This window comes from Streptomyces sp. Wb2n-11, assembly GCF_001049855.1.
In the GTDB taxonomy this organism is placed as follows: domain Bacteria; phylum Actinomycetota; class Actinomycetes; order Streptomycetales; family Streptomycetaceae; genus Streptomyces; species Streptomyces altiplanensis.
Window position 1 is genome coordinate 2,124,993 of record NZ_CVPB01000001.1, and the last position, 26,641, is coordinate 2,151,633.

At 71.8% G+C, this 26,641-nt stretch carries 24 protein-coding genes; 10 read left to right on the forward strand and 14 right to left on the reverse strand.

What is annotated here, in order from left to right:
* Nucleotides 1–38: 38 nt before the first annotated feature.
* Nucleotides 39–890 (reverse strand): dTDP-4-dehydrorhamnose reductase, encoded by an 852-nt coding sequence (rfbD, locus tag BN1555_RS09340; protein ID WP_093798935.1) that lies wholly within the window; start codon nucleotides 888–890, stop codon nucleotides 39–41.
* A complete protein-coding gene (rfbB, locus tag BN1555_RS09345; protein ID WP_093798936.1) occupies nucleotides 887–1,882 on the reverse strand; it encodes a dTDP-glucose 4,6-dehydratase in 996 nt (331 codons plus the stop codon). Before rfbB ends, rfbD begins: the two co-directional genes overlap by 4 nt.
* Nucleotides 1,883–2,026: 144 nt before the next feature.
* On the opposite strand from rfbB, the gene BN1555_RS09350 reads away from it, so the two are divergent.
* Entirely contained in the window at nucleotides 2,027–2,329 is a 303-nt protein-coding gene (locus BN1555_RS09350; RefSeq protein ID WP_093798937.1) for a muconolactone Delta-isomerase family protein, read from the forward strand.
* Between the two features lie 9 nt (nucleotides 2,330–2,338).
* Here the strand turns inward: BN1555_RS09350 and BN1555_RS09355 are convergent, their stop codons facing one another.
* From BN1555_RS09355 to BN1555_RS09380, 6 genes are all read right to left on the reverse strand, one after another.
* A complete protein-coding gene (locus BN1555_RS09355; RefSeq protein WP_093798938.1) occupies nucleotides 2,339–3,307 on the reverse strand; it encodes an SRPBCC family protein in 969 nt (322 codons plus the stop codon).
* A complete protein-coding gene (locus BN1555_RS09360; protein ID WP_093798939.1) occupies nucleotides 3,304–4,593 on the reverse strand; it encodes an activator-dependent family glycosyltransferase in 1,290 nt (429 codons plus the stop codon). Before BN1555_RS09360 ends, BN1555_RS09355 begins: the two co-directional genes overlap by 4 nt.
* Entirely contained in the window at nucleotides 4,590–5,594 is a 1,005-nt protein-coding gene (locus BN1555_RS09365; RefSeq protein ID WP_093798940.1) for a cytochrome P450 family protein, read from the reverse strand. The genes BN1555_RS09360 and BN1555_RS09365 overlap by 4 nt, the downstream gene beginning before the upstream one ends.
* On the reverse strand, nucleotides 5,591–6,400 hold the full coding sequence (locus BN1555_RS09370) for a phytanoyl-CoA dioxygenase family protein (protein WP_093798941.1): 810 nt from the start codon (nucleotides 6,398–6,400) through the stop codon (nucleotides 5,591–5,593). The genes BN1555_RS09365 and BN1555_RS09370 overlap by 4 nt, the downstream gene beginning before the upstream one ends.
* A gap of 33 nt (nucleotides 6,401–6,433) precedes the next feature.
* Entirely contained in the window at nucleotides 6,434–7,585 is a 1,152-nt protein-coding gene (locus BN1555_RS09375; RefSeq protein ID WP_093798942.1) for a nucleotide disphospho-sugar-binding domain-containing protein, read from the reverse strand.
* A 91-nt stretch (nucleotides 7,586–7,676) separates the two neighbouring features.
* Nucleotides 7,677–8,390 carry a class I SAM-dependent methyltransferase gene (locus BN1555_RS09380; protein WP_093798943.1) on the reverse strand — a complete coding sequence of 238 codons (714 nt, stop codon included), beginning with the start codon at nucleotides 8,388–8,390 and terminating at the stop codon, nucleotides 7,677–7,679.
* Nucleotides 8,391–8,566: 176 nt separating this feature from the next.
* Between BN1555_RS09380 and BN1555_RS09385 the strand changes: the two genes are divergently transcribed.
* The 7 genes from BN1555_RS09385 (at nucleotide 8,567) to BN1555_RS09415 (ending at nucleotide 15,989) form a co-directional block, all read left to right on the forward strand.
* Nucleotides 8,567–9,706: an aromatic ring-hydroxylating oxygenase subunit alpha gene (locus BN1555_RS09385; RefSeq protein WP_255305951.1), complete on the forward strand. Its 1,140-nt coding sequence runs from the start codon at nucleotides 8,567–8,569 to the stop codon at nucleotides 9,704–9,706.
* Nucleotides 9,707–10,182: 476 nt separating this feature from the next.
* Nucleotides 10,183–10,638 (forward strand): GNAT family N-acetyltransferase, encoded by a 456-nt coding sequence (locus tag BN1555_RS09390; protein ID WP_093798944.1) that lies wholly within the window; start codon nucleotides 10,183–10,185, stop codon nucleotides 10,636–10,638.
* A 142-nt stretch (nucleotides 10,639–10,780) separates the two neighbouring features.
* A complete protein-coding gene (locus tag BN1555_RS09395; RefSeq protein WP_093798945.1) occupies nucleotides 10,781–11,356 on the forward strand; it encodes a TerD family protein in 576 nt (191 codons plus the stop codon).
* Nucleotides 11,357–11,537: 181 nt separating this feature from the next.
* A complete protein-coding gene (locus BN1555_RS09400; RefSeq protein ID WP_093798946.1) occupies nucleotides 11,538–12,710 on the forward strand; it encodes a serine hydrolase domain-containing protein in 1,173 nt (390 codons plus the stop codon).
* Nucleotides 12,711–12,843: 133 nt separating this feature from the next.
* On the forward strand, nucleotides 12,844–13,248 hold the full coding sequence (locus BN1555_RS09405) for a MerR family transcriptional regulator (protein ID WP_093798947.1): 405 nt from the start codon (nucleotides 12,844–12,846) through the stop codon (nucleotides 13,246–13,248).
* 76 nt (nucleotides 13,249–13,324) lie between these two features.
* The gene (locus BN1555_RS09410) at nucleotides 13,325–15,373 is read left to right on the forward strand and encodes an NADPH-dependent 2,4-dienoyl-CoA reductase (protein ID WP_093803301.1); all 2,049 of its coding nucleotides are present in this window, start codon (nucleotides 13,325–13,327) and stop codon (nucleotides 15,371–15,373) included.
* Between the two features lie 31 nt (nucleotides 15,374–15,404).
* Nucleotides 15,405–15,989 (forward strand): PadR family transcriptional regulator, encoded by a 585-nt coding sequence (locus BN1555_RS09415; protein ID WP_093798948.1) that lies wholly within the window; start codon nucleotides 15,405–15,407, stop codon nucleotides 15,987–15,989.
* A 38-nt stretch (nucleotides 15,990–16,027) separates the two neighbouring features.
* On the opposite strand, the gene BN1555_RS09420 is transcribed toward BN1555_RS09415, so the two are convergent.
* Entirely contained in the window at nucleotides 16,028–16,243 is a 216-nt protein-coding gene (locus BN1555_RS09420) for an EF-hand domain-containing protein (RefSeq protein ID WP_093798949.1), read from the reverse strand.
* Between the two features lie 768 nt (nucleotides 16,244–17,011).
* On the opposite strand from BN1555_RS09420, the gene BN1555_RS09430 reads away from it, so the two are divergent.
* On the forward strand, nucleotides 17,012–18,196 hold the full coding sequence (locus BN1555_RS09430; RefSeq protein WP_255305952.1) for a cytochrome P450 family protein: 1,185 nt from the start codon (nucleotides 17,012–17,014) through the stop codon (nucleotides 18,194–18,196).
* A 77-nt stretch (nucleotides 18,197–18,273) separates the two neighbouring features.
* On the opposite strand, the gene BN1555_RS09435 is transcribed toward BN1555_RS09430, so the two are convergent.
* The 5 genes from BN1555_RS09435 to BN1555_RS09455 all read right to left on the reverse strand — a co-directional run bounded on the left by BN1555_RS09435 (nucleotide 18,274) and on the right by BN1555_RS09455 (nucleotide 24,159).
* The gene (locus BN1555_RS09435) at nucleotides 18,274–19,458 is read right to left on the reverse strand and encodes a YncE family protein (protein ID WP_093798951.1); all 1,185 of its coding nucleotides are present in this window, start codon (nucleotides 19,456–19,458) and stop codon (nucleotides 18,274–18,276) included.
* Between the two features lie 453 nt (nucleotides 19,459–19,911).
* Nucleotides 19,912–20,442, reverse strand: a complete 531-nt coding sequence (locus BN1555_RS09440; RefSeq protein WP_093798952.1) for an ATP-binding protein — start codon at nucleotides 20,440–20,442, stop codon at nucleotides 19,912–19,914.
* Nucleotides 20,443–20,678: 236 nt separating this feature from the next.
* Nucleotides 20,679–21,446, reverse strand: coding sequence for an enoyl-CoA hydratase/isomerase family protein (locus tag BN1555_RS09445; RefSeq protein WP_093798953.1), 768 nt, complete (start codon nucleotides 21,444–21,446; stop codon nucleotides 20,679–20,681).
* An 80-nt stretch (nucleotides 21,447–21,526) separates the two neighbouring features.
* Nucleotides 21,527–22,783 carry a L,D-transpeptidase gene (locus BN1555_RS09450; RefSeq protein ID WP_176710006.1) on the reverse strand — a complete coding sequence of 419 codons (1,257 nt, stop codon included), beginning with the start codon at nucleotides 22,781–22,783 and terminating at the stop codon, nucleotides 21,527–21,529.
* A gap of 176 nt (nucleotides 22,784–22,959) precedes the next feature.
* The gene (locus BN1555_RS09455) at nucleotides 22,960–24,159 is read right to left on the reverse strand and encodes a L,D-transpeptidase (protein WP_255305954.1); all 1,200 of its coding nucleotides are present in this window, start codon (nucleotides 24,157–24,159) and stop codon (nucleotides 22,960–22,962) included.
* Between the two features lie 166 nt (nucleotides 24,160–24,325).
* Here BN1555_RS09455 and glgX point away from each other — a divergent pair, with 166 nt between their 5' ends.
* On the forward strand, nucleotides 24,326–26,620 hold the full coding sequence (gene glgX, locus BN1555_RS09460) for a glycogen debranching protein GlgX (RefSeq protein WP_093798956.1): 2,295 nt from the start codon (nucleotides 24,326–24,328) through the stop codon (nucleotides 26,618–26,620).
* Nucleotides 26,621–26,641 lie beyond the last annotated feature (21 nt).

Here is a 26,641-nt window from a genome sequence, read left to right on the forward strand (position 1 = left end):
GCGACGTACCGGTCGGGCGCGCCGGTCAGATGTGCCGGTCAGATGTGTCGGTCCAGGGCTTCGGCCAGGGCCTCGCGCCAGGGCCGCGGCGCCGGGATGCCGGCCTCGCGCCAGCGGTCGTGTCCGAGGACGGTGTACGTGGGCCGGGGGGCCCGCCCGCCGAAGGCGGCGCCGGGGACCGGCCGCACCCGGTCGGGGTCGGCACCGACGAGCCGGAACACCTCGCGCGCCAGCTCGTACCAGGTGGCCCGGCCCGCGTTGGTGGCGTGGAAGATCCCGCGCGCCCCCGGGGCGTGTCCGAGGGCGAGCAGGAGCCGCGCCACGTCCGCCGCCCACGTCGGCTGCCCCACCTGGTCGGCCACGACGTCCACGGGGCCGCCGGCCCGCGCCCTCTCGGTCATGGCGCGGACGAAGCTGGGCCCGTGTGCCCCGTGGAGCCAGGCGGTGCGGACCACCGCGCCACGGTCCGGCAGCAGGCCGAGGACGGCCCGCTCGCCCGCCCGCTTGCTCCGCCCGTAGGCGTTGCGGGGGGCCGTGGGGTGGTCCTCGGCGTACGGGGACCTGGCATCGCCGGAGAAGACGTAGTCGGTGGAGAGGTGCAGCAGGCGGGTGTCGTGGCGGGCGCAGAGGGCGGCCAGGTGTCGGGGGCCGTCCCCGTTGACGCGGAGGGCCCCGTCCTCGTCGGTCTCGGCGGCCTCCACGGCCGTGTAGGCGGCGCAGTTGACCAGGAGGTCGGGGCGGTGCCGGGCGAAGACCTCGGCGACCGCACCCGGGTCGGTGATGTCCAGCGCGCGCCGGTCAAGGCCGACCGCGTCCGCGCCCTCGGCCGCCAGGGCCTTCGTGACCTCGTGGCCGAGGAGCCCGCCCGCGCCGGTGACCAGCCACCTCATCGCGGGGTCCGGTCCGGGGTGGCCGCCGGGCCGCGCAGCTGGCGTTTGAGCGGCCCCCACCAGTCCCGGTTGTCGCGGTACCAGGCGACGGTGGCGGCGAGGCCGTCGGCGAAGGCGTACCTGGGACGGTAGCCCAGTTCGGCGCGGGCCTTGCCGTCGTCCAGGGCGTAGCGCAGGTCGTGGCCCTTGCGGTCGGGCACGCGCCGGACCCGGCTCCAGTCGGCCCCGCAGGCGTCGAGGAGCAGCCCGGTCAGTTCACGGTTGGTCAGTTCGGTGCCGCCGCCGAGGTGGTAGACCTCGCCCGCGCGGCCACGGGTGCGGACCAGGTCGACTCCGGCACAGTGGTCCTCGACGTGCACCCACTCACGCACGTTCGTGCCTTCGCCGTAGAGCGGGACCGGCTCGCCGTCCAGCAGGTTGGTGACGAAGAGCGGGATCAGTTTCTCAGGGAACTGGCGGGGCCCGTAGTTGTTGGAGCAGCGGGTGACGCGGACGTCGAGGCCGTGGGTGCGGTGCTGGGCCAGGGCCAGCACGTCGGAGGCGGCCTTGGAGGCCGCGTAGGGGGAGTTGGGGCTCAGCGGGCTGTCCTCGGTCCAGGCGCCCTCGTCGACGGAGCCGTAGACCTCGTCGGTGGAGACATGAACGAAGGGGCCGACGCCGTGGCGGAGGGCCGCGTCGAGGAGTGTCTGGGTGCCGAGGACGTTGGTACGGACGAAGGGCTCCGCTCCCTCGATGGAGCGGTCCACGTGCGATTCCGCGGCGAAGTGCACCACCTGGTCGGCCTCGGCCATCAGGCGGTCGACCAGCGCGGGGTCGCAGATGTCCCCGTGGACGAACTCCAGTCGGGGATGGGACGCGTCGAGGTTGTCGAGGGTGCTCGCGTAGGTGAGCCGGTCCAGCACGGTGACGCCGACGGCCGGATCGTCGGACAGCAGTTTGCGGACGTAGGCCGAGCCGATGAAGCCGGCCGCTCCGGTGACCAGGAGATTCACGGGGTCAAGGCTGCCCCGCCCCGTTCGAGCATCCGACGAGGGGCCCTGGTCACGGCCGGCCGGCCGCTCCACCCGTCGTCGACGAGTCGGTGACCGGTTCGGCCGAGACTCGGGCGCGTCGAGACCCCGAGCATTGGAGGAACGATGGCGCTGTTCGCCGTCCTTGCGACCCAGTCCCCGACCGGAATCCCCGCCGACGAGTTCCGGCGTCGGCTGCCCGAAGGCTTCGCGTACATCACCGGGCTGGTCGACAAGGGAGTGATCCGGCACAACTGGATCCGGGTCGGCGCCTCCGGCGGCCTGCTGATCTACGAGGTCGACTCGCACGAGGAGTTGAACAGCCTGCTGTACGGGAACCCTCTGAGCCCGCACCTCCGCTTCGAGGTGATCCCCTTGGCGGAGCTCGGCGGCTTCGACCCCAGGGCCTTCGAGAAGCCGGCTGCCTGAGGCAGCTCGTCAGTCGGTCACCAGCGCCCGGGCGAGGCCACGGTAGAAGGCCATGACCCCGGGTTCCTTCGGGGAGAGATGGCCGCGCTCGGCGAAACGGGAGCCGACCACTCGCTGGACCGCCTCCATGCCGAGCCGGTCCTCCCGGTTGACCACCGCGGCGCCCTCCTCATTCTGCTCGCGGAGCGCGTCGCGGTCCTGACCGTCGAGCGCCGAGGGGTGCATGAGCACGCCGCCGCGGACCTCGATCCGGTCGACGGTCAGCGGGATCATGGTGATCCAGACGACCGAGTCGCCGAAGGCCGCGAGGCTGCCGCAGGGGAAGACCACGCAGTTGTACATGGTGGCGCGCTGTTCGTCGGAGAGCGGCAGCACCGTGGCCGCGAGCGGTTCGCGGAAGGGGCTCAGGAGCCGGGTCACCCAGCGGGATTCGGCGCGCACCTCCATTGCTCCGCCCGGTGGGGTGATGAGTGCCACGGTGGTGGGGTGGAGTCCCATGGCGTGGTAGTTCTCGTGGGCGTTCTGGACCGCGATCTTCCAGTTGCAGTGCCATTCCTCGGTCCAGCCGGCGATCCGCGTCATCTCCGGCAGCCGGTACGCGTCGAGTTCCTCGCCGATCCGCCGCAGGTGCGGGGCCAACGGCTCGGCGGACGCGTCGGGGTTGACGAAGACGAACCCCCGCCACTCCTCCACCGCCGGCGCCGGCCGGTGCGGGCCGAGGGCGGACCGGCCCCGCAGGGTCCCGTCCTCGGCCCGGGTCACGGTGACGGGCCGGCCGGCCGGCGCGAGGGTCACGGACGCGCCCGGCGCGGCGAGATCGTCGACATGGGCGGCAAGGAGCCAGGACCGTCCGAAGACCCGTTCCCGTTCCGCCTCCCACAGCTCCGGCGAGGTGAAGGCCGCAGGGGGCACGCTCAGCTCGGGGGCGTCGTCGTCCAGGTACCGCCCCAGCTCCGCCATGATCTCCGCGAGCCTCATGCTCCTCGCCGTTCCTTTCCGTACCGGGCCGTCAGCCGCTCGATCTCGGCGACGGCCTCGTTGGGTGTCGGCATCTCCTCGGTCTCCCGCCGCAGCCGCCGCGCGTGCTCGGCGAACGACGGATCCTCCAGCACGCGCGCGACCTTCTCGCGGAAGCGCTCGGGGGTGAACTCGCGCAGCGGGAGCGCGAGAAGGTTGCCCTGCTTCTCGTACGCCGCGCCCATCGACTCGGTGACCCACTCCCATCCCGTGAGGAGGAGCTGGGGTACGCCGTGGAACTCGGCCGTGGCCTTGGTCTGGTAGCCGCCGTGGTGCACGACCGCCGCGCAGGTCGGCAGCAGGTCGTGCATCGGGACGTGGTCCACCACGCGCACGGTGTCCGGGAGCGGCGGCAGATGGGCGCGCTGCCGTTCGGAGAGCGCGGCGACGACCTCCACGTCCATCCCTGCGAGGGCGTCCAGCATGCCGACGAGGATCGTGTCCAGGTCCCACAGGTCGTAGCCGCTGTCGATGCTCACCCCGAGAGTGAGGCAGACCCGGGGCCGGTCCGGCGGCTCGCGGAGCCAGGCCGGCACGACCGACCGCCCGTTGTACGGGATGTAGCGGGCGGGGACGGTGGGCACGCCCACGTCCTCGCGGAGACTCGCCGGGCGGGTGTCGACGGTCCATTGGCCCGTGAGCACGGATTCGTCGAACCGGACGCCGGCGCCCAGGCGTTCCAGGGTCCAGTCCAGCCATTCCGCCGTGGGGTCCTCGCGGTGTTCGGGCGGCTGCTCGGCGGCGAGCCGCAGGAAGGTCCGCCGGGTACCGAGCTGCATGGCCAGTTCCGGTCCGGAGACCAGGCGGGCGTGGGCCGCGCCGACGGCGAGCGCCGTGATCGGACCGGCCAGACAGAGCGTCTCCCAGATGACCAGGTCGGGCCGCCAGTGGCGGGCGAAGGCCACCAGCTCGTCGATCATCGTATCCGAGTTCAGGCGGGAGTTGAGGGCGGGCACGATGACGCTCTCGTAGCCGAGCTGCTCCTCCCAGGTCTCCTCGTGCTCCGGGTCCCGGTTTTGGTCGGCGGTGCCGAAGTGGGCGATGCCCTCCCGGTGGAACTCCCCGAGACCCTCGTACCACGGCGGACTCTCGATCGGGACGGCGGTGATCCCGGTCCGGGTGACGGTCTCCACCACGCCGGGGACGCAGGCGGCGCGCACCTCGTGGCCGGCGGTCCGCAGTGCCCAGGCCAGCGGGGCGAGCAGCTGGAAGTGGCTGCCTTCCAGCGACGTGAACAGGACCCTCATCGCTCTGCTCCTCTCCTCGGCGTCGGCGCCGCCGTCACCCGTACGGGGATCCGGGCCGGGCCGCGGGTCAGCGGTGCCCGGGGCCTGCGCACCGCGGGGGCCGTGGAGCGGAGTTCGGCGGTCCGGTCCCGCAGGGCCGCGAGCACGGCCTCGGCCAGGGCGCGGTGGAACGGGGCCAGGGCGCGGTGGGCGGGCACCGCCTCCGCTCCGGTCCCGCCGTCGAGCAGGACCGCGATCCGCTCTCCAGAGGCGACGCGGGCCCCGGCGAGCTCCAGATCGGCGCTCGCCTCAAGGGCGGCGATCCACGTGGGCGGTTCCGCGCGCAGGACCTCCTTGACCGTCGGCCCGACCTCGTGCACCGGCGGGAGGGACCGGGCCGCCAGGGCGGTGCGGGCGACGAGGTCGGCGCCGGTGCGGGCGGCGATCGTGACCGTCGCCGGGCCCGTCGCGCCGGGGGCGACGTCGAGGAGGGAGCGCAGCGTGTCGAGGGCCGGGGCCAGGCGCCGGGCGGTGTCGAGGCGCTGCGGGCACACCACCGCGTCCTGGACCGTCCCGCAGGCCGCGACGGCCTCGGCGAACCGGCCGCGCTCGGGCTCGGGGATCGCGCACACCTCGGCGAGCGCGCCCGTCGCCAGGGGCTCGGCCAAGTCGGCGACCAGATCGAACTCCGGCCCCGCCGCGTCCAGCAGCCGGGCGCACAGCGGGCCGACGTCCGGGGCGTCCACGGCGGTGACACCGGCCTCCCCCGGCAGCGCCGGGACGTGTGCGACGGCGGGATGGGCGAGCAGGGCCGCGACGGTGGCCGGGTCGGCGGTGACCCAGGGGCCCGGCCCCGAGCGCCACAGCCGCCCGGCGGCCCGAACGCGGGCGCGCAGCGGGCCCGGGTCGTCGTCGATGTCGCAGAGCAGGGCGGCGTACGGGTCGCCCTTGAGCCGGTGGAGCCAGAGCGTCCCGTACTCCCGCTGCAGCCGCTCCCCCAGCTCCGCGAGGGCCGTGGTCACGGGGTGGTGCCGGGGTCGGCGGCGATCAGGGGGAAGTCGTCCCCGTCGACGGGCGCGCCCGGTGTCAGGTGGGCCACCGGATGGTCCTGTACCCCGGGCCGGTAGGTGGCGTCGGAGTCCATGTAGACGGACGCGAAGGCGAGCCGACGCTCGCCGTCGGTGTTGACCCCGGCCATGTGCACGGTGCGGAAGTCGTGGAGGACCACGTCGCCCGCGCGCATCGGGACCGAGACCCGGGGGCTGAACGGGTACGCGGGCCAGACCTCCTCCATCGGCCGGTAGTCCTGGAAGTCGGCCAAGTGGACCTGACGGTGTTCGGGCGCGCGCCGGTGCGAACCGGGGACGTAGATCAGACAGCCCCGGTCGACGGGCACGTCGACCAGGGGGATCCACGCGGTCAGCGTCCGGGTCAGGCCCGCGAGCGGCAGTCCGGGTTCGTCGTCGTGGACGACGGTGGGCAGGTGGACATGGGGGTCCTTCTTGAGCACGTCGGTGCCGTAGAGCCGCAGCGGCCCGCCGGCCAGTCCTTCGGCGATCCGGGTGACCACGGGGTGCAGGGCGAGGCGGCGCAGCTCGGGATGCTTGCGCCAGGCCGCCTCGACGTAGTGGACCTGGGTCTCGTCCTCGGAGGCACCCCAGGTCGCGGGGCCCTCCTTGGCCAGGAGTTCCTCGGCGGCGGCCCGGAAGTCGGTCACCTCGTCGGCGGAGAGCACCGACCGGAGGTGGACGAATCCCTGGTCGCGGTAGCGGCGGAGGGTCTCCTCGGTGGGCAGGCCGCTCTCGGTCAGATCTGCGGATGTCAGCATGTGATCGTCTTCCTCGCTCGTGTGGGAGGGCTTTCACCCGATGGATGCGACGAGTCGGCCGACCGTCTCGGCCGGGGTGGGCATCGCGAGCAGTTCCTCCTTGACCTGCCGGGCGTTCACGCGCAGCCGCACGTCGTCGAGCAGCGTCCTGCACTCGGCGGCGCCGAGAGTCCCGGGCTCCGCCACGATCCCGATGCCGCGGGCGGGCAGCAGGTCCGCGCCGGTCTGCTGGTAGGAGCCGCGCGGGATGACGCACTGCGGGAGGCCGGCGGCGGCGGCCGTCAGCATGGTTCCGCTGCCGCCGTGGTGGATGATCGCCTCGCAGCCGTCCAGGAGGAGGTCGAGCGGGGCCCAGTCGACCAGGCGGACGTTGGGCGGGACATCTTTCAGCAGCTCAGGGTCGCCACCGCCGAGGGTCAGGACGAACTCGGCGTCCAGGCCCCTGGCCGCCTCCATGAGCGGACCGAGGATCGCGATGCCGCCCCATTGGGCCTCGATGGTGCCGAGGGTGACGGCGATGCGCGGTCCGCGTGCGGGTTCCCTCAGCCAGTCGGGCAGGACGGCCCCGCCGTTGTAGGGCACGTGGCGCAGCGGCCGGGCCTCGGGGGTGCGGCGGTCCTCGGGGAGCAGGGCGGTGAGGCTCGGCGGGAGGGTGGTGAGGGGCAGGGTGGCCGGGGGTTCGTCGGTGACGCCGTGGCGGGCCCAGTGGGGTTCCATGCCGGCCCGTAGCAGGGTGCGCAGGCGGGCACCGCTGTCGTACGAGCCGAGACGGGGCTCGATCAGCGGGACGCGCAGCGCGGCGGCGAGGAGCCGGCCGGCGCCCTGGAGGGGCGGTGCGACGACCAGGTCGGGGGCCCAGTCGCGGGCCGCCGCCAGGGCACCGTCCACCATGACGCCGGACACCCTGGCGAAGAGCGTCGCCAGTTCGGCGTCCTCTGGGTCCTCGGCGAACATCGGGTGGTCGGCCGTGCCGTCGGCCGCCCCGGGCTCCTGCGGCATGTACACGGGCAGGTAGTCCATGCCGGGGGTGACGTCCACGACGTCGAAGCCCGCCTCGGCAGCGGCCAGGCTGAGCCCACCCGTGGCGTACCGGACGCGGTGGCCGGCCGCGCGGAAGGCCTGAGCGAGGGGGATGGTCGGGAAGAGGTGGCCGAGGCCCGGAGAGGTCACGAACAGGACGCGCATGCTGCCCCCAGCCAAAAGTCGTCGGACGGGTCGTCAAGGGGTCCGGAGCGCCGCGGCGACGGCCCCGTCCCGTGGTCCTGCGGTACGGGTCTCACGGGGCGACCCCGAGAAAGAGGCCCCGGCCGGAGTGCGGGCCGGGGACGTACTCGACGGCGAGGCCGGCCGCGCGGAACGCGGTCTCGTAGGCTTCGCGGGTGAACAGGGAGATGTGGTGGGTCTCGGTGAAGTGCCGGGCGCCGTCCCGGGCGTCGGCCACCACGTAGTGGACGTCCATCCGGGACGCGGTCCCCTCGCGGGCAGAGTGCGAGACTCGGGCCACCGTCCGGCCCGCCGCGGTCGTCACGTCCGCCGACACATGTCCGTCGAGGTAGGTCTCGGGAAACCACCAGGGATCCACCGCCACCACCCCCTTCGCGTTCAGGTGGCGGGCGAACGCGGCCAGGACCGCGTGGAGTTCGTCCTCGGTGGTCGCGTAGCCGATGGAGCCGAACATGCAGGTGACCACGTCGAACCGGCCGTCGAGGTCGAAGGCGCGCATGTCGCCGACGTGAACGGGGACGTCCGGCAGCGCGCGGCGCGCGGCGTGGACCATCGGCTCGGACAGTTCGATCCCCGCGACGCGGTCGAAGAGTTCGGCGAAGTGGCGCAGATGTGCTCCGGTGCCGCAGGCGACGTCGAGCAGGGAGCTCGCGTCCGGCCGCAGCCGACGCACGCGACGGGTCAACTCCCCTGCCTCGGCTCCGTAGTCCTTGCCGCGGCTCTCGTGGATCAGATCGTGGATCTCGGTGAGGTCAGCGCCGTACATGGACGGATCGTCGGAAGGCCGGCTGGAGAAACCGCCCAGGACGGGTGGAGGCGGTGCTGTGTCGGCTCGATCGGGCGGCGACCGTTTCCCCAGCGCGCGCGGTCACCGTCGGCCGGACGGGATCGAAGAGGGACCGAGCCGGACCTGCGCGGGACCCGGACGAAGGGAGGGCCGACGTGGACGTCGGGGAGATCGTGGCGGAGCTGGAGCGCTATCTGGGGCCGGACGCGGAGGCGTTGAGCATGCCGCCGACGGCCTTCACCTCACCGGAGTTGTGGGAGGCGGAGCGGGAGCGGGTGTTCGGGCGTTCCTGGGTGCTCGTGGCTCACGCGGACGAGCTCGCGGAGTCCGGGGCGTACGTGGCGCTCTCGGTGGCGGGCGAGCCGGTCGTGGTCGTCCGGGGCGAGGACGGGGTGCTGCGCGGGCTGTCGCCGGTGTGCCGGCACCGGTTGATGCCGGTGGTGGAGGAGGGTTCGGGTCGCACGGACGTGTTCACCTGTCCGTACCACCTGTGGCGGTACGGACTGGACGGCCGTCTGGTCGGCGCCACCCACATGAAGCGGAATCCGGCCTTCGATCCGGCCACGTGCCGGCTGCCTCGGTTCGCGGTGGAGGAGTGGCGGGGATTCGTCTTCGTGAACCTCGACGCCTCGGCCGAGCCACTGGGGCCGCACCTGCGGCGGATCGACGAGGACCTGGCCAACTACCGGCTGCCGGAGCTGACCCAGGTCGCCGGGTGGACCGAGGAATGGCACTGCAACTGGAAGATCGCCGTCGAGAACGCGCACGAGAACTACCACGTCATGGGCTTCCACCCGGAGACCCTCCAGCCGACCACACCGGGCGGTGCGGAGACGACCGTCCGCGCGGACTCGCCGTGGGCCGACAGCATGCGGGTCCGGTACTCGACGCCGCTGGAGCCGGTGATCCTGGACCTCACGGAGGAGGAGCGGGCCCATCTGTACGGCTTCTTCGTCTTCCCCTCGGGCAGCCTGGCCGCCTCGGGCGACATGGTGATCTGGCTCAGCCTCATCCCGTCGGCGATCGACCGCACCCTGGTCCGGGGCGGGGTGTTGATGCCCTCGGCCATGATCGAGGGCCAGGACCGCGAGGCCGTCCGCAGGGAGGCCGAAGCCTACGCCGCCGTGATCAACGGCGAGGACCGGCGCGGCCTGCAGGCGGTCCAGCGCGGAGCCGGCTCGCGCTTCGCCGAGCGGAGCCACCTCTCCCCCAAGGAACCCGGTGTGCTCCTCTTCTACCGCTCCCTGGCCCGCGCGTTGATCCGCGACGACGCCGACTGGCCCGGCGAACTCTGAACGAGCGGACCTGGAAGCCCGCCCTCGCCGCCGGCGTGCTCAAGGTCGTGGGCGAGAAGGTCCAGCACTACGGCGGGCGGGGCCGCAGGTACACCCGTCTTCGAGCTGTCCCGCTCGAACATGTTCCACGTCCTGCGGCACACCTACGCCAGCGTGCGGCTGGAGGCCGGGGAGTCCGTCGTCAGCCTGTCGACGTGGCTGGAGCAAGGTCCAGCACAAAATCCCTCAGAAGTCCCTGCTGGCCGGTTGGACGACGCAACTGACCATCAATCCGCAGGTCAAGGACATGATCAGCGTGGCGGGCAACGTGAAGGTGAAGTACAAGGAGACGGCGCGCGGCGGTCTGGCGGTCAACATCATCGAGTGCTGAGACAGCGCCCGAGCAGGGCCCCTCATCCCGCCCCCGGGTTCCGGCCTTGGCCGTGCGCCCGGCCGGCGCGGGTCCCGTCACGGCGAGGGTGAGTAATACTCTCCTTATGTCCTCACGTATTACGCGCATCCGGCGGGCCACCGCCCGGGACGCGAAGCGGCTCACCGCTCTCGTGCGGACTTCCCGCGCCTACGAGGGTCCGTACGCCCCGATGGTCGCCGGGTACCGGGTCGGGCCCGACTACATCGAGACGCACCGGGTCTTCGTGGCCGTCGGCCCCGACGACCGGGTGCTCGGGTTCTACGCCCTCGTGCTCGACCCGCCGGAGCTCGACCTGATGTTCGTCGCCGACTCCGCCCAGGGGCTGGGCATCGGCCGCCTGCTCGTCGCGCACATGCTCGGCGAGGCGCGCGGCGCGGGGGCCGCCGACGTGCGCGTGGTCGCGCACCCGCCCGCCGAGGGGTTCTACCTCAGCGTGGGCGGCGAGCGGACCGGAACCGAACCCGCCAACCCGCCCGCGGTGATGTGGGATCGACCGGAGTTCACCATTCCGGTCAACTGACGTCCTCCGCGTGCGGGCTTTGTTCCAGTCGCGCGGCCATTCGGAGGACCCACGGGAACCGAGCGGGCCGCGCAACCGTTGGCGGGATGGGCAAAGAGATCGTCAAAGGGCGCGGCCCGCGCCGGATTGAGCAGGGATCTTCATGGGTGTCAGTCTCTCCAAGGGCGGCAACGTCTCGCTCTCCAAGGAGGCCCCCGGCCTGACCGCTGTCACGGTGGGCCTGGGTTGGGACGTACGCAGCACGACCGGGACCGACTTCGACCTCGACGCCAGCGCCCTGCTGCTCGATGTCAACAACAAGGTCGTCTCGGACCAGCACTTCGTCTTCTTCAACAACCTCAAGAGCCCCGACGGCTCCGTGGAGCACACCGGTGACAACCTCACCGGTGAGGGCGAGGGAGACGACGAGCAGATCAAGGTCAGCCTCTCGACGGTTCCCGCGGAGGTCGACAAGATCGTCTTCCCGGTGTCGATCCACGAGGGCGAGAGCCGTGGCCAGAGCTTCGGCCAGGTGCGCAACGCCTTCATCCGGGTCGTCAACCAGGCGGACAACAACGAGCTCGCCCGTTACGACCTCTCGGAGGACGCCTCGACCGAGACGGCCATGGTCTTCGGCGAGCTGTACCGCAACGGCGCGGAGTGGAAGTTCCGTGCCGTCGGCCAGGGGTACGCCTCGGGCCTGCGCGGCATCGCGACGGACTTCGGCGTCAACATCTGACAGGCCGCCTCAGGGCTGTCCGCGCCGGCATCCGGCCCGGGCAGCCCGCTCCGGCGCGTACGGCGCCTTCCCACCAGTCCGACCAGTCGGTACGTTCCTGGAGACCCGGAAACCCGGAGACCGGGAAACCGACTGCCGCCTGGAGGGCCCGATGAGCCAGCCCACGCCCCAGCCCCAGCCCATGTCTGTACCTGCACCTGTACCGCAGATCCACGGCCACTGCGACGACCGGTTCACCGCCGTGCGCACCGCGTTCGAGGAGAATTTCCGGGAACGCGGCGAACTGGGCGCGGCCGTGACCGTGCGGGCCGGCGGGGAGACCGTGGTCGACCTGTGGGGCGGCTGGGCCGACGCCGCGCACAGCCGGCCGTGGGAGCGGGACACCGTGGTCAACGTGTGGTCGACGACCAAGGGCCCGACGGCCTTGTGCGCCCACCTCCTGGCCGACCGCGGGCTGCTCGACCTCGACGCCCCGGTGGCCTCGTACTGGCCGGAGTTCGCCACCGCCGGCAAGCAGGACGTTCCCGTACGCCACCTCCTGTCGCACCGCGCGGGGCTGGCCGGGCTGCGCGAGCCGCACACCCTCTCCGAGCTCTACGACTGGGAGCTGACCTGCGCGCGGCTGGCGGCGACCGAGCCCTGGTGGGAGCCGGGCACGCGGTCCGGCTACCACGCGATCACGTACGGCTTCCTCGTGGGCGAGGTGATCCGGCGCGTCACGGGCCTGCTGCCGGGCGAGTTCCTGCACCGGGAGGTCACCGGGCCGCTCGGCATCGACTTCACCGTGGGCCTGCCGGAGAAGGAGTCCGGCCGGGCCGCCGAGCTGGTGCATTCCCGGACCGGGCCCACCGAGGAGGAGGCGGCGCTGTTCGCCGCCCTGGAGCCGGTCGCCCGCGCGGCCCTGCTCAACCCGGGCACCGGCGCGGCCCAGGCCAACACCCCCGAGTGGCGGGCCGCCGAGATCCCCGCCGCCAACGGCCACGGCACGGCCCGCGCCGTGGCCGCCCTGTACGGGATATTCGCCGAACGCGGCCGCTGCGGCGAGCACCGCGTACTGTCCCCCGAGGCCGCCGAACGGGTCCGCGAGGGGCAGGGCAGCTGTCGGGACCTGGTGCTCGGTCCGGGTTTCGGCCGCGAAACGGAAGCCTGCCTGGGCCTGTGGCTGAGCGGTCCGGACGGCTCGTACGGGCCGAACCCGCGAGCCTTCGGCCACGACGGCTTCGGCGGGTCCTGTGGGCTCGCCGACCCCGAGGCGGGCATCGCCATGGGGTACGTCATGAACCGCATGGGCCCCCACATCGCCGACGACCCGCGCAAGATGGCGCTGGTGGAAGCCGTGTACAGCGCCCGGTGACCACCGGCCCCCGCCCGGTGAACGCCGACCCGCGCCCGGTGACCGGCGGCGCGACCCCACCGTGACGTTAGATTAGGGATGGTGACGGTACGGGAGCACGGCAGTGCGACACGGCAACGAGAGGTCACCGGGCGTGGACAGCAAGCACATGCGGATCGGCGAGGTCGCCGCCAGGACCGGGCTGTCCCTGCGGACCATCCGGCATTACGAGGAGACCGGACTGGTCACACCGTCCGCGCGCTCCCAGGGCGGCTTCCGCCTCTACACCGAGGCCGACGCCGCGCGCCTGATGGTCGTACGCCGCATGAAGCCGCTCGGTTTCACGCTGGACCAGATGCGGGACCTGCTGGACGCCACCGACCGGCTGGACGCGCCGGAGCCGCCGGCGGCGGAGGTGCGTGAGGCGCTGCTGGAGCGCGTACGGGGTTACGAGCGGGCCGCCGCCGAGCGTGTGAGCGATCTGCGGCGGCAGTTGGAGCGGGCCGAGGAGTTCGCCCGGACGCTGCGCGAGCGCACCTCGCGGGTGGAGCGGGTGTAGCCGAACTAACACCGGCATTCTTTATGCAACTTGTTGCACAACATGTCCCGGGTGGACTACATATTGCCGCATGAGCATGAGTCCGACGACTGAGACCGCGTACCCGCACCTGCTGAGCCCCCTCGACCTGGGCTTCACGACCCTGCCCAACCGCGTGCTGATGGGTTCGATGCACGTCGGGCTCGAAGAGGCCGAGCGCGGCTTCGAGCGGATGGCCGAGTTCTACGCGGCCCGGGCGCGCGGCGGCGTCGGCCTCATGGTCACCGGCGGCATCGCCCCCAACGACCGCGGCCGCCCCTACCCCGGCGGCGCCAAGCTGACCACTCCCGAGGAGGCGGCGCAGCACCGGCAGGTGACCGACGCCGTACACCGCGAGGGCGGCAGGATCGCGATGCAGATCCTGCACTTCGGGCGGTACGCCTACCACCCCGACCTCGTCGCCCCCAGCGCGATCCAGGCCCCCATCAGCCCGTACACCCCGAACGCCCTGACCGACGCCGAGGTCGAGGAGACCGTCGAGGACTTCGTCCGCACGGCGGTCCTCGCCAAGTCGGCGGGGTACGACGGCGTGGAGATCATGGGGTCCGAGGGCTACCTGATCAACGAGTTCATCGCCGCCCACACCAACCACCGAGACGACCGGTGGGGCGGCTCGTACGAGAACCGCATGCGCTTCCCCGTGGAGATCGTCCGCCGGGTGCGCGAGCACGTCGGCCCCGACTTCATCCTCATCTACCGGCTCTCGATGCTCGACCTGGTCCCCGGCGGCTCCTCTCTCGACGAGGTCATCACGCTCGCCCGCGAGGTCGAGGCGGCCGGCGCGACCATCATCAACACCGGCATCGGCTGGCACGAGGCCCGCATCCCCACCATCGCGACCTCCGTGCCGCGCGGCGCGTACGCCTGGGTGACCAAGCGCGTCATGGGCTCGGTGGGCATCCCGCTGGTGACGACCAACCGCATCAACACCCCCGAACTGGCCGAGGAACTGCTCGCCGACGGCTGCGCCGACATGGTGTCGCTCGCTCGCCCCTTCCTCGCCGATCCCGACTTCGTCGCCAAGGCCACCGCCGGGCGCGCCGACGCCATCAACACCTGCATCGGCTGCAACCAGGCCTGCCTGGACCACACCTTCAGCGGGCTCATCACGTCCTGCCTGGTCAACCCCCGCGCCTGCCACGAGACCGAGCTGGTCCTGACCCCCACCCGCCGCCGCAAGCGCGTCGCCGTCGTCGGCGCCGGCCCCGCCGGGCTCGCCTGCGCGGTGACGGCGGCCGAGCGCGGCCACGCCGTGACGCTGTACGACGCCTCCGACGTGATCGGCGGCCAGCTCAACATCGCGCGCAGGGTGCCCGGCAAGGAGGAGTTCGACGAGACGCTGCGCTACTTCCGCAACCAGCTCGACGAGCACGGCGTCGAGGTCCTCCTCGGTACGCGCGCCACCGCCGAGTCCCTGACCGCCGCCGGTTACGACGAGATCGTGCTGGCCACCGGCGTCACCCCGCGCGTCCCGGACATCGAGGGCATCGACCACCCCAGCGTCATCAACTACCTCGACCTCCTGCGCGACGACGCCAAGGCGGGCGAGCGCGTCGCGGTCATCGGCGCGGGCGGCATCGGCTTCGACGTGGCCGAGTTCCTCACCGACACGTCCACGGGCGCCGACGACGCGGCGAGCCTCAGCCCCGCGGTCTTCTTCGCGCAGTGGGGCGTCGACACGGAGTACGGCGCGCGCGGCGGGCTGCGGACCCCGGTCCGCGCCCCGCGGACCCGCACGGTCCACCTGATCCAGCGCAAGGCCACCAAGGTCGGCGCCGGTCTCGGCAAGACCACCGGCTGGATCCACCGCACCGAGCTCAAGCACCGCGGCGTCACGATGGTCGCAGGCGCGGCGTACGACCGTATCGACGACGAGGGACTGCACGTCACGGTCGACGGCGAGCAGCGGCTGATCCCCGTCGACACGGTCGTCCTGTGCACCGGGCAGGAGCCGCGCCGCGAGCTGTACGACGCGCTGCACGCCGCCGGGCTGCCCGTGCACCTCATCGGCGGCGCCGATGTCGCCGCCGAGCTGGACGCCAAGCGCGCGATCCGGCAGGGAACGGAGCTCGCGGCCACCCTGTGACCGGCCGCCCGCCCGTACCTAGGATGCGCTCATGTCCCTCCCGCACGCCATCCTCACCGCCCTGCTCGAAAAGCCTTCGTCCGGGCTGGAGCTGACCCGCAGGTTCGACAAGTCCATCGGCTACTTCTGGTCCGCCACGCACCAGCAGATCTACCGCGAGCTGGGCAGGCTGGAGGAGGCCGGCGCGATCCGGGCCCTGCCGCGGCCGGAGCAGCCGACGCGGGGACAGAAGAAGGAGTACGAGGTCCTGCCGGCCGGGCGCGACGAACTGGCCGCGTGGGTGGGGAGGATCGAGGACCCCAAGCCGATCCGTGACGCCCTCCTGCTGCGCCTGCGCGCGGCGGGGGTGGTGGGCACGCAGGGCCTGGAGGCCGAAGTGCGGCGCCATCTGGAGCTCCACCGGGCGCAGTCGGCGGAGTACCGGGCGATCGAGGAGCGCGACTTCGGCGACGGCAGGGGCAGCGAGGGCGACCGGCTGCGGCATCTGGTCCTGCGGGCCGGGATCGACCTGGAGAACTTCTGGCTCGGCTGGCTCGAAGCGGCGCGGGCCGAACTCGCGGACATGGGCGCGGACGCCGCCGCGGATGCGCGTACGGGCCCGGAACCCGCCCCCTGAGCGGGGACGGGGCTCCGGGCCCGTACGGTGCGGCGGTGTCAGCCCTTGTTCTGGGACGCCCAGAACTCGTCGAAGGTGAGCTTGCCGTCACCGTCGGAGTCGTGGGAGTTGATCACGGCCTGGGCCACCGTCTCGGTGACGTAGGGGTCACCGAGCTGCGCCATGACGCTCTTGTACTCGACCGCCGAGATCGTCCCGTCCCCGTTGATGTCGTACCGCTCGAAAGCCTTGCGCGCCGACTCGATGTCCGCCAATGGACCCACCCCTTCTGGTGCTGATCAGAACCCGCACAGATTATCGGGCCGGTGGACGGCCCCGGCGGGCACCCGCCCCCGGCCCGGCCCCGGAGACGCCGGTGTCCCCGCCTTCACCGCGCACTCGGTGGTCTTCACGGACGAGGACCCCGGCTGGGTACGGTCCGCCCCGGCCGCCACCCGCTGCGATCCGACAGCGGCTTCGACGGACCCGGCCCTCCCCATGGCCCTGATGAAGCACACGGGCCGCGGGATGAACGACACCGTCGACCTGCCGACCTGCGCCGACGCTCTGCCGGGCGCCTCCGGTGCTGGAACTGCGCGCCATCGGCGACCCGGATCCTCCGAGGGTGGCCCGTGCCCTGAGGTTTTGGCACGACGTACGGGCCTGGCGGACCGACGGCGTACTGGTCCTCGGCCGGGCCCCGGGAGCCGCCGGCCCTGACCGCCCGCCATGCGACGCCGGACCCGGTCGTCCGGGCGCAGCAGCCGCCGGGCAACGCCCGCAGCCCGCGCACCTTTCAGCGGGCGGGGTACCGCCCGGCGGGCTCGGAGGCGTTGCCGGTGGCCCCCCGAGTGATTCGACGTAAAACCATTCCGGCCGGTGGAGAGTTCACTTTCCGCCCCGGAGTGCCTAGTTCCGGCCAATACCGGGGCCGCTTCCGTAACGCTCCGCCATCGGAGGATAACTTCATGGCGTCGTCGCCACACCAGGAGCACAGGGCTCCCCGGGACTAGCGGCGGCCAAGGGCGTTTCCCTCAGTGGCCATGACAGCTGACGCATTCACCGGGGACTCTCCGGGCAATGGCGATCCGGCAGTGCCGTGTACGGAATGGTCTTCCTTCCGGCGGGGCGACGCACTGTGCGAGGAGCGCTCCTGGCTGCGCGGCCAGGAGCCGGTGGCGTGGGTACGCACCTCCACCGGTGACGGCGTCTGGCTGGTGAGCAGCTACCCGTCGGCCAGACAGGTCCTGGAGGACGCGCGGTTCGGCCCCGTCGGCACGGCCGCTTCCCTCGTGCCGCACGGGGGCGCCGGGCTGCGCGGTGCGGTGATGAGGGGGCTCAACCCGCGTGCGGACGAAGAGTCGCACAGCCGGCTGCGCGACACGGCGGACAGGCTCATCGACGACCTGATGGCCTGGGGGCCACCGGTGGATCTCAGGGCGGGGTTCGCCGATCCCTTCGCGGCGGCGCTGCGCTGCAAGGTGCTCGGGGTGCCGTCCGATGACTGGCCGCGGCTGACGTCGGGCCTGGACATCGCGTTCATGGCCAGTGCGCACCCCTTCGAGGGCGTGCGGCCCGACTGGTACAAGGACGCCGGTTACATGGCGGAGCGGCTGAACGCTCCCGCCTCCGAACGCTCCGGCCTGCTGGGGCAGTTGGCGGCGCTGCGCGAGGGTCCGGAGCCGGCGTGCCCGACGGACGGGACGCTCGCCGCCGTCGCCTCCTCCCTGTTCGGCGCGGGCGCGGTCTCCACGTCCACCTTCCTGGTCATGGCGGTACTCACGCTGCTCCGGCACCCCGAACCGATCGGGCGCCTGCGCGGCCGCCCCGAGCGGACGGGCCGCGCCGTCGACGAACTCCTGCGCCGGAACCTGTCGGCCGCCGACGGTGTGCGCCGCATCGCCCTCGCCGACGTACACCTCGGCGACGTGCTCGTCCGCCGGGGCGAACCGGTCGTCGTCCTCGTCGAGGGCGCCGACTTCGGCCTGGGGGCATTCGAGGCCCCCCGGGGCCTGAACCCCGGCCGCGGGCGCAACCCGTACCTCGCCTTCGGCGGGGGCCGGCACCTGTGCCCGGCGTCCGCGCTGGGGCGCGTCCACGCCGAGACCGCGCTCGCCGCGCTCGTGGACCGGATGCCGGGGCTGGGGCTCGCCGTTCCGGCGGAACGACTGGTGTGGCGTACGGGGTTCATGCGGCGCCTGCCGGAGAGGCTGCCGGTGCTCTGGTAGGCACGGTGCGGTGTGCGCCCCCGACTCCGGCCCGGACATCCCGCTCCGTGTCGGCCACGTCAGTCCCGTCGGCCGCGTCAGCGGAAGATGCCGGTGTGGCCCAGAGAGTAGCGGCCCGGCTGCGGGTACACCGCGAGGCCGTGCGGGCCGCCGCCGACCGGGATGCGGGCGAGCTGCTTGCCGGTGACGGTGTCGATCGCGTACACCTCGGAGTCGTAACGCCCGGACAGCCACAGCACCTTGCCGTCGGCCGAGACGCCGCCCATGTCGGGGCTGCCGCCGTCGGGCAGGTTCCACTTCTTGGTCAGCCTGTCCTTCGTGAAGTCGAAGACGGAGACGGACCCCTCGCCGCGGTTGGAGACGTACATCTCCTTGGAGTCCCGCGAGACGTAGAGACCATGGCAGCCCTTGCCCGTCGGCAGCAGCCTGGGGGTGGTGAACTTCTTGCCGTCCAGGACCCACATGCCGTGCGCCATCATGTCGGCGATGTAGAACGTCTTGCCGTCGGGCGAGATCTTCACGTCCTGCGGCATCGCGCCCGCGAACGGGAGCTTCTGCTGGCCGACGACCTTCATCTTCTCGGTGTCGACCTTGAGCAGTTCGCCGGAGAACTCGCAGGAGACGATGAAGTACCGGCCGTCGGCGGAGAAGTCCGCGTGGTTGACGCCCGCGCAGGTGACCGGCACGGTCTTGACCCGGTCCATGGTGTGCGGGTCGCGGAAGACCAGTTCGCGGTCCATCGACGCCATGACGACGGCGTACTTGCCGTTGGGCGTGAAGTAGAGGTTGTACGGGTCGTGCACCTCCACCGGTTTACCCACGGCGCCCGTCGCCGGGTTGATCGGGGTGAGGGTGTGGCCGCGGTTGTTGTTGACCCACAGGGTCTTCATGTCCCAGGACGGGACGACGTGCTGCGGCTGGACGCCGACCGGGATCGTCTTGATGACCTTGTACGTCCTGGGGTCGATCACCGACACCGTGTTGGAGTTGGTGTTGGGGACGTAGACCCGGGACGGGAAGTCCTTGACGACCGGCGACAGCCGGTTCGGCCGGTCCGCGGCGTAGACGTCCTTCGGGTCGAGCACCGGCGGCATCCCCGGCAGCCCGGGGGGCGTGGTCTTCTTCGCCTTGACGGGCGGCGCGGCGCCCTTGGTGCCGAGCGCTTCGGCCCTGTCCTTCGGGTCGGAGTCGGCGCAGCCCGCGAGGGCGGCCAGGAGAGCGCCGGCGAGCAGCGCGGTCGTACGTCGAATGATCGTCGTCATCGGGTCAGCAGCTCCGTGGTGGTCACCGTGCACAGCACGCTGCGGCATGTCAGTGTCACGCGCCCCATTTAAGGGGCAATGAAGGCAGAAGGTAATGATTGAGCCAATTCAGAGCCCAGCGGGTCGCCAACCACGAAAAGCTTTTCGTTCTTGCCGGGTAATGATTCACTCGCCCTGGCTTATATTTATGCACCCATTGCCAGGCGAGTGGCCCAACTCACCTACGATTCAGGCCACTCCTGTCCGACCTTACGGACCTTTGCCCGATTATGAGCTTTTGGCACCGTGCTCACCTGTCTGCCATAGTCGGTGCCACGACCCCCATCGACCCGGGCACAGGTCGTCATCACAAGCCGCCGTGGATCACACCCCCTCGTTCCACGGCGCTCCACAGAAGCCCCCGAAGCGTCGCACCCCGACCCGCAGGGGGCTTCCGTGCATCCGGGGCGGGCCTCAGCGCTGTTCGGCGGTGCGGTCGCAGACACGCATCTCGAACCAGGTGGTCTTGCCGCGCGGCAGCAGATCCACCCCCCACCGGTCGGAGAGCTTGTCGACGAGGAAGAGCCCGCGGCCACTGGTGTCGAGTTCGTGCAAGGGCATCAGGCAGGGCAGCCCCCGCGACGGATCACGCACCTCGATCCTGAGCCAGCCCCTGCGGCGCAGCATGCGCAGCCCGAAGGTGCGGGCGCCGGTGTGCCGCACGGCGTTGCCCACGAGCTCCGAGACGAGCAGCACCGCGTACTCCGTGGTCTGCGGGGAGAGTCCCCACTGGCGGAACACCACGCAGTGCGTGAGCCGCCGGGCCGTGGCGGCCGACTCCGGGCGGGAGGGCAGCCGCACTTCCCCATCCGTCGGATTACCGAACAACTCCACGGCCTGGAACGCCTGTTCGTCCTCCACCGCCGACGTCCGCCGTGCGGCGGCCGCACTTGCGCGCGACCGCGGTTGCTCCACATCCTCCAGCCCCGCCATGCCCCCCATCATGACCGCCCGAGAGGCCGCCCGCGGCCGTTCCCGTGGATTCGACCCACCCGCACCACCCTGCCCGGGGGTGCGCTTTGGCATATGCCCTTGGGGGCACATGCCTTACCGCACCCCTTCCGACCTGCGGCGACGCGGTGCTTATGTCTGATCACCGGGCAATCGGAGCAAGGCTGCCCCCGGGCTCGTCAGGACCGGACCGATCCGCCCGGGAGGAGTACGCGCCAACTGGACAACCGTCAGAGGAACTTGGCCTTTCCGGGTCCCTCCTCGACGAAACTGCGCATACCGCGCTCACGGTCCTCGGTCGCGAACAGCCCGGCGAACCAGTTCCGTTCGACGGTCAGCCCGGTCTCCAGGTCCGTCTCCAGCCCCGCGTCTACGCACTCCTTCGCCGCGCGCAGCGCCAGCGCGGGCCCCTGCGCGAGCTTCGCCGCCCACGCGTGCGCCTGCTCGTACACCTCGGCCGCCGGCACCACCCGGTCGACCAGGCCGATCGCCAGCGCCTCGTCCGCCCGCACCTGGCGCCCCGTGAAGATCAGGTCCTTGGCCCTGGACGGGCCGACCAGCCGCGCGAGCCGCTGCGTGCCGCCCGCACCCGGGATCAGGCCGAGGAGGATCTCGGGCTGGCCGAGCTTGGCGTTGTCCCCGGCGACACGGAAGTCGGCGCACAGGGCGAGCTCGCAGCCGCCGCCCAGCGCGTAGCCGGTGACCGCGGCGACCACGGGCTTGGGAATGCGGGCGACGGCGGTGAAGGCGTCCTGGAGGCCCTTGGACCGTACGACCATCGCCGCGTGGTCCATCGCCTGCATCTCCTTGATGTCCGCGCCGGCCGCGAACACCTTCTCGCCGCCGTAGAGGACCACGGCGCGCACGTCCTCGCGCCGGGCCGCCTCCTCGGCGAGCTCGCGCAGCCGGTCCTGGGTGGCGATGTCCAGCGCGTTCATCGGGGGGCGTGCCAGGCGGATGGTGCCGACGCCCTCGGAGACTTCGAGATTCACAGTCATACGAGCGAGGTTAGCCCCCGTTAACGGCAACGGACCCCGTGCTGTGGACGACAGCACGGGGCCCGTGGATACGGCGTGTGTTACTTCTTCCACTCCGCCCAGGACATGTTCCAGCCGTTGAGGCCGTTGTCCGGCTGGATCTGCTTGTCGTGGGAGTTCTTCACGACGACCACGTCACCGAGGATCGAGTTGTCGAAGAACCAGGCCGCCGGGGCCTGCTTGTCCCACCCGCCCCGCACGTCCCGCAGACCCACGCACCCGTGGCTGACGTTGGCCGACCCGAAGGTGCCCGCGCTCGCCCAGTAGTTGCCGTGGATGAAGGTGCCGGAGGTCGACAGGCGCATCGCGTGCGGCACGTCCTTGATGTCGTACTCGCCGCCGAAGCCGACGGTGGCGCCGTTCATGCGCGTCACCTCGTACTTCTCACTGATCACCATCTGGCCGTTGTACGTCGTCGACGACGGGGCGCCCGCGGTGATCGGGATGGTCTTGAGGACCTTGCCGTCGCGCTTGACCGTCATCGTGTGCGCCGCCGCGTCCACGACGCTGACCTGGCTGCGGCCGACCGTGAACTTCACGGTCTTCGCCTGCTTGCCGTACACCCCGGGCCGGCCCTCGACACCGTCGAGGTTCAGCTTCAGCGTGACCTTGGTGCCCGCGGCCCAGTACTTCTCGGGACGGAAGTCGAGGCGGTCGTTGCCGAACCAGTGGCCCTCGACCGGCACCGAGGGCTCCGCCGTCACCTTCACGGCCTTCTCGACGTCCTCGGGCGCGGTGATGCCGCGGCTGAAGCGCAGCGAGACCGGCATCCCCACACCGACCGTCGAGCCGTCCTCGGGCGTGAAGTGGGCGACGAAGGTGTTCTTCGGCACGAGCGTGGTGAAGGTGGTGTCCTTCGCGGACTCGCGGCCCTCGGAGTCCTTCGCGATCGCGTGGACCTTGTACTTGGTCGCGGCGGCGAGGTGGTGTGCCGGCTCCCAGACGGTGCCGTCCTTGCCGATCTTCCCCTCGACCTCGTTGCCCTTGGTGTCCTCGACCCTGACGGACGTCAGCCTGCCCTTGTCCGCGCCGATCTTCAGGGCCCCGCTGGTGGCGACGTTCTCCGCCTCGTCCTTGGGCGTGACCGTCACCACCGCCTGCGACGCGCTGGTGTCCCCGGCCTTCGCCGATCCGCCCTCGCCTCCGCCCTTGCCACCGGAGTCACTGCTTCCGCCGCACGCCGTCACCAGCAGCAGGACGGCGCCCAGCAGCAGAGCCAGCAGCCCCCGGCCCCCGTGCCGGGACGCGCGCCCCCGCAGCGCTCCGGTCGATATCCCCGATATCTGCTGCCTGTTCAATTCGGTGTTCTCCCCTCGCACGGCCTGGCCCCAGCCACGGCCCGCACCCCCACGCGCAGCAACAGCGCGCACGAGAAAAGGTAATCACACCGGGCGTGTCACGGACTCCCCCTGTATGTCACCGTTCAGTTCCAAGTGCCCGGGGGCCGGTACGGACCCGCGCAGGTCAGCGAGGGTCACCGGAGAGCGGACCCGGCCTTCCAGCGGGTCCAGTCCATGTTCCAGCCGCCGAGGCCGTTGTCGGGGGCGACCTTCCGGTCGCGGGAGTTCACCACTTCCACCACGTCCCCGACGAGCGTGCGGTCGAAGAACCAGCCGCCCGGGGTGTCCGGGCTGCCGCCCTTCACATCGCGCAGCCCGATGCATCCGTGGCTCGTGTTGACCGACCCGAACGTCTCCGGCGGGGCCCAGTAGTTCCCGTGCAGGAAGGTCCCCGAATCCGTCAGCCGCATCGCGTGCGGAACGTCCGGGATGTCGTACTCGCCGCCGAAGCCGACGGTCCTGCCGTCCATCCGCGTCACGTCGTACAGCTCCGTGACGACCATCTTCCCGTTGTACGTCGTGCTCTTAAGCGCCCCGGCGCTGACCGGCACCTTCGCCAACACCCTGCCGCCGCGCCGTACCACCATGGTGTGCTGCTCCGCGTCCACCGTCGACACCTGGGAGCGGCCGACCGTGAAACCGACGGCCTTGTGCTGGATGCCGAACACGCCGGGCGCCGCCTCGACGTCGCGCAGCCGCAGGTCCACGCCGACGCGGGTGCCGGGCTTCCAGTAGTCGCGCGGCCTGAAGTCGAGGCGCTGGGCTCCGAACCAGTGGCCGGCCACCTCCACCGGCGGCTGCGAGGTCACCCTGATCGCGCGCTCGACGGCGGCCCGGTCGGCGACGGGCCGGTTGAAGGAGAAAGAAACGATCATGCCGGTGCCGACGGTGGACCGGTTCTCCGGTTTGAAGTAGCCGATGAAGCGGTGTTCGGGGACGACCGTCGTGAACGAGGTGTGCCGGGCGGAGCGCCGGCCGCGGCCGTCGACGGCGACCGCGTCGACCGTGTACTTGGCGGCCAGCCGCAGCGGTCCGCCGTCCGGCCGCCAGCTCCGCCCGTCGGCCGAGATCCGGCCCGTGACCTCCTGCTGGTCGGCGTCCTCGACCCGTACGACCCCGACCCGCTCCAGCCGCCCGTCGGCGACGCTCACTTCGATGCGGCCGTCGGCCCTGATGTCCTTCGCCCCGTTCTCGGGAACGATCCGGATGGCGTCCTGGGGCGAACGCGGCTTTCCGCCGAACACCGGTTCGCCGCCGGCCGTGCAGCCCGCGAGTCCGGTGATCAGCCCTGCCCCTGCCAGTACGGCGGCCAGGGCCGCCCGTGCGCGTCTCACTGCGTCTCTCACGTCCGACCCAACGATCTTCCCCCTGCGGTGGAAACGTGAGTACGACCTCTGTTGCGGGCAGAACAGGTGGGAGGACCACGCGAGGCAGCCGCGGCCGGGACGCCGCGGGGCCTCATCGATCCGTCGGTCCCAACGAGCCGCGGGAGGCTTACAGGTGTCCAGCGCACCCGAGCAGGAGGCAGTTCAGGAGGCGGTGCGGGAGCCGGGGGACGACGGCCGGCCCGCCCCCGCCCCGGTCGCGGTCAACGGGCGGCGCCCCGGCCACGGCGCGGGCGGGCCACCCGTGTGGCCGGGCGCACCGACCCCCCTGGGGGCACGTTTCCGCGTCGGCCCCGACGGGGTCGCCGGCACCAACTTCGCGCTGTGGGCGGGCGGGGCCGAAGCCGTCGAGGTGTGCCTCTTCGACGAGGACGGCACCGAGACGCGGTGCCGGCTGACCGAGCTGACGCACGAGATCTGGCACGGCTTCGTACCGGGCGTCCGCGCGGGGCAGCGCTACGGCTTCCGCGTGCACGGCCGCTGGGACCCGTGGACCGGCGCCCGCTGGAACCACGCGAAGCTGCTCCTCGACCCGTACGCGCGGGCCGTCGACGCGCCGCCGGGAAAGGAGTACAGCACGCTGCCCGGTGAGGTGTACGGGCACGTCAGGGACTGGCCGCAGCAGCACGTCGCGGACACCGTGCGCGACGACCGGGACTCGGCGCCGTACGTCCCCAAGGGCGTGGTCGTCCACGACGACGCGCCCGACGACGACTGGACGGACGACCGGCGGCCCAAGACGCCGTGGGCGGACTCCGTCATCTACGAGCTGCACGTGCGCGGCTTCACCAAGCTGCACCCGGGCATCCCCGAGGAACTGCGCGGTACGTACGCCGGACTCGCGCACCCGGCGGCGGTGGAGCACCTCCGGCGGCTGGGCGTGACGGCGGTGGAGCTGCTGCCGGTGCACCAGTTCGCCCATGAGGACCACCTGTTGCGGCGGGGCCTGCACAACTACTGGGGCTACAACTCCATCGGGTACTTCGCGCCGCACGCCGCCTACGCGGCGACGGGGACGGCCGGGCAGCAGGTCTGCGAGTTCAAGGCGATGGTGCGGGCGCTGCACGCCGCCGGCATCGAGGTGATCCTCGACGTGGTCTACAACCACACGGCGGAGGCGGGCGAGCTGGGGCCGACGCTGTCGCTGCGCGGCATCGACAACCGCGGCTACTACCGCCTCCAGAACGATCCCAGGCGCTACGCCGACTACACGGGCTGCGGGAACACCCTGCACGTCGTGCAGCCGCACGTCCTGCGGCTGATCACGGACTCGCTCAGGTACTGGGTCACCGAGATGGGCGTGGACGGCTTCCGCTTCGACCTCGCGGCGGCGCTCGCGCGCTCGATGCACGACGTCGACATGCTGTCGCCGTTCCTCGCGGTGATCGCGCAGGACCCGGTGCTGCGGCGCGTGAAGCTGATCGCCGAGCCGTGGGACGTGGGCAGCGGCGGCTACCAGGTGGGCGCCTTCCCCCCTCTCTGGACGGAGTGGAACGACCGCTACCGGGACGCCGTGCGGGACTTCTGGCGGGGCGCGCTGCCGGATGTGCGGGACCTGGGGTACCGGCTGTCGGGGTCGAGCGATCTGTACGCGTGGGGCGGCCGACGCCCGTACGCCTCGGTCAACTTCGTCACCGCGCACGACGGCTTCACGCTGCGGGACCTCGTGTCGTACCACCACAAGCACAACGCGGAGAACGGCGAGGGCAACCGGGACGGGACGAACGACAACCGTTCGTGGAACTGCGGCGCCGAGGGCGAGACGGACGACGCCGGGGTGAACGAGCTGCGCAGGCGGCAGCTGCGCAACCTGGTGACGACGCTGCTGCTGTCGACGGGGGTGCCGATGCTCGTCGCGGGCGACGAGATGGGGCGCACGCAGGGCGGCAACAACAACGCGTACTGCCAGGACAACGAGGTCAGCTGGATCGACTGGTCGCTCCTGGGGGAACCCGGCTGGCGGGAGCTCTTCGGGCTGACGTCCCGTCTGCTGAGGCTGCGCCACGCGCATCCGGTGCTGCGCCGCCGCGCCTTCTTCTCGGGCAGGGCCCAGGCGGCGGACGGGCTGCGCGACCTGGCGTGGTTCACCCCGCGCGGCGAGGAGATGACGGAACAGGACTGGTACGCCCCGGCGTCGACCCTGGGGATGTACCTGTCGGGCCGCGACATCCCGGGCCGTGACGCGCGCGGCGCGAAAATCACGGACGACAGCTTTCTCGCCATTCTGCACGCGGGGCACCGCCCGGCGGACTTCCTACTGCCCGGCCCGCCGTGGGCACGTACGTACGAACTGGTCGTCGACACGTCACGGGAGAGCCAGGAGAGCCCTCCGGGGACGGTCCGCGCGGGCGGCGAGGTGATCACCGCGGCGGCCAGATCGGTGCTCTTGCTGAAGGCGCGTACGGCGTAAAACCACTGAGCGGTGTCAGTG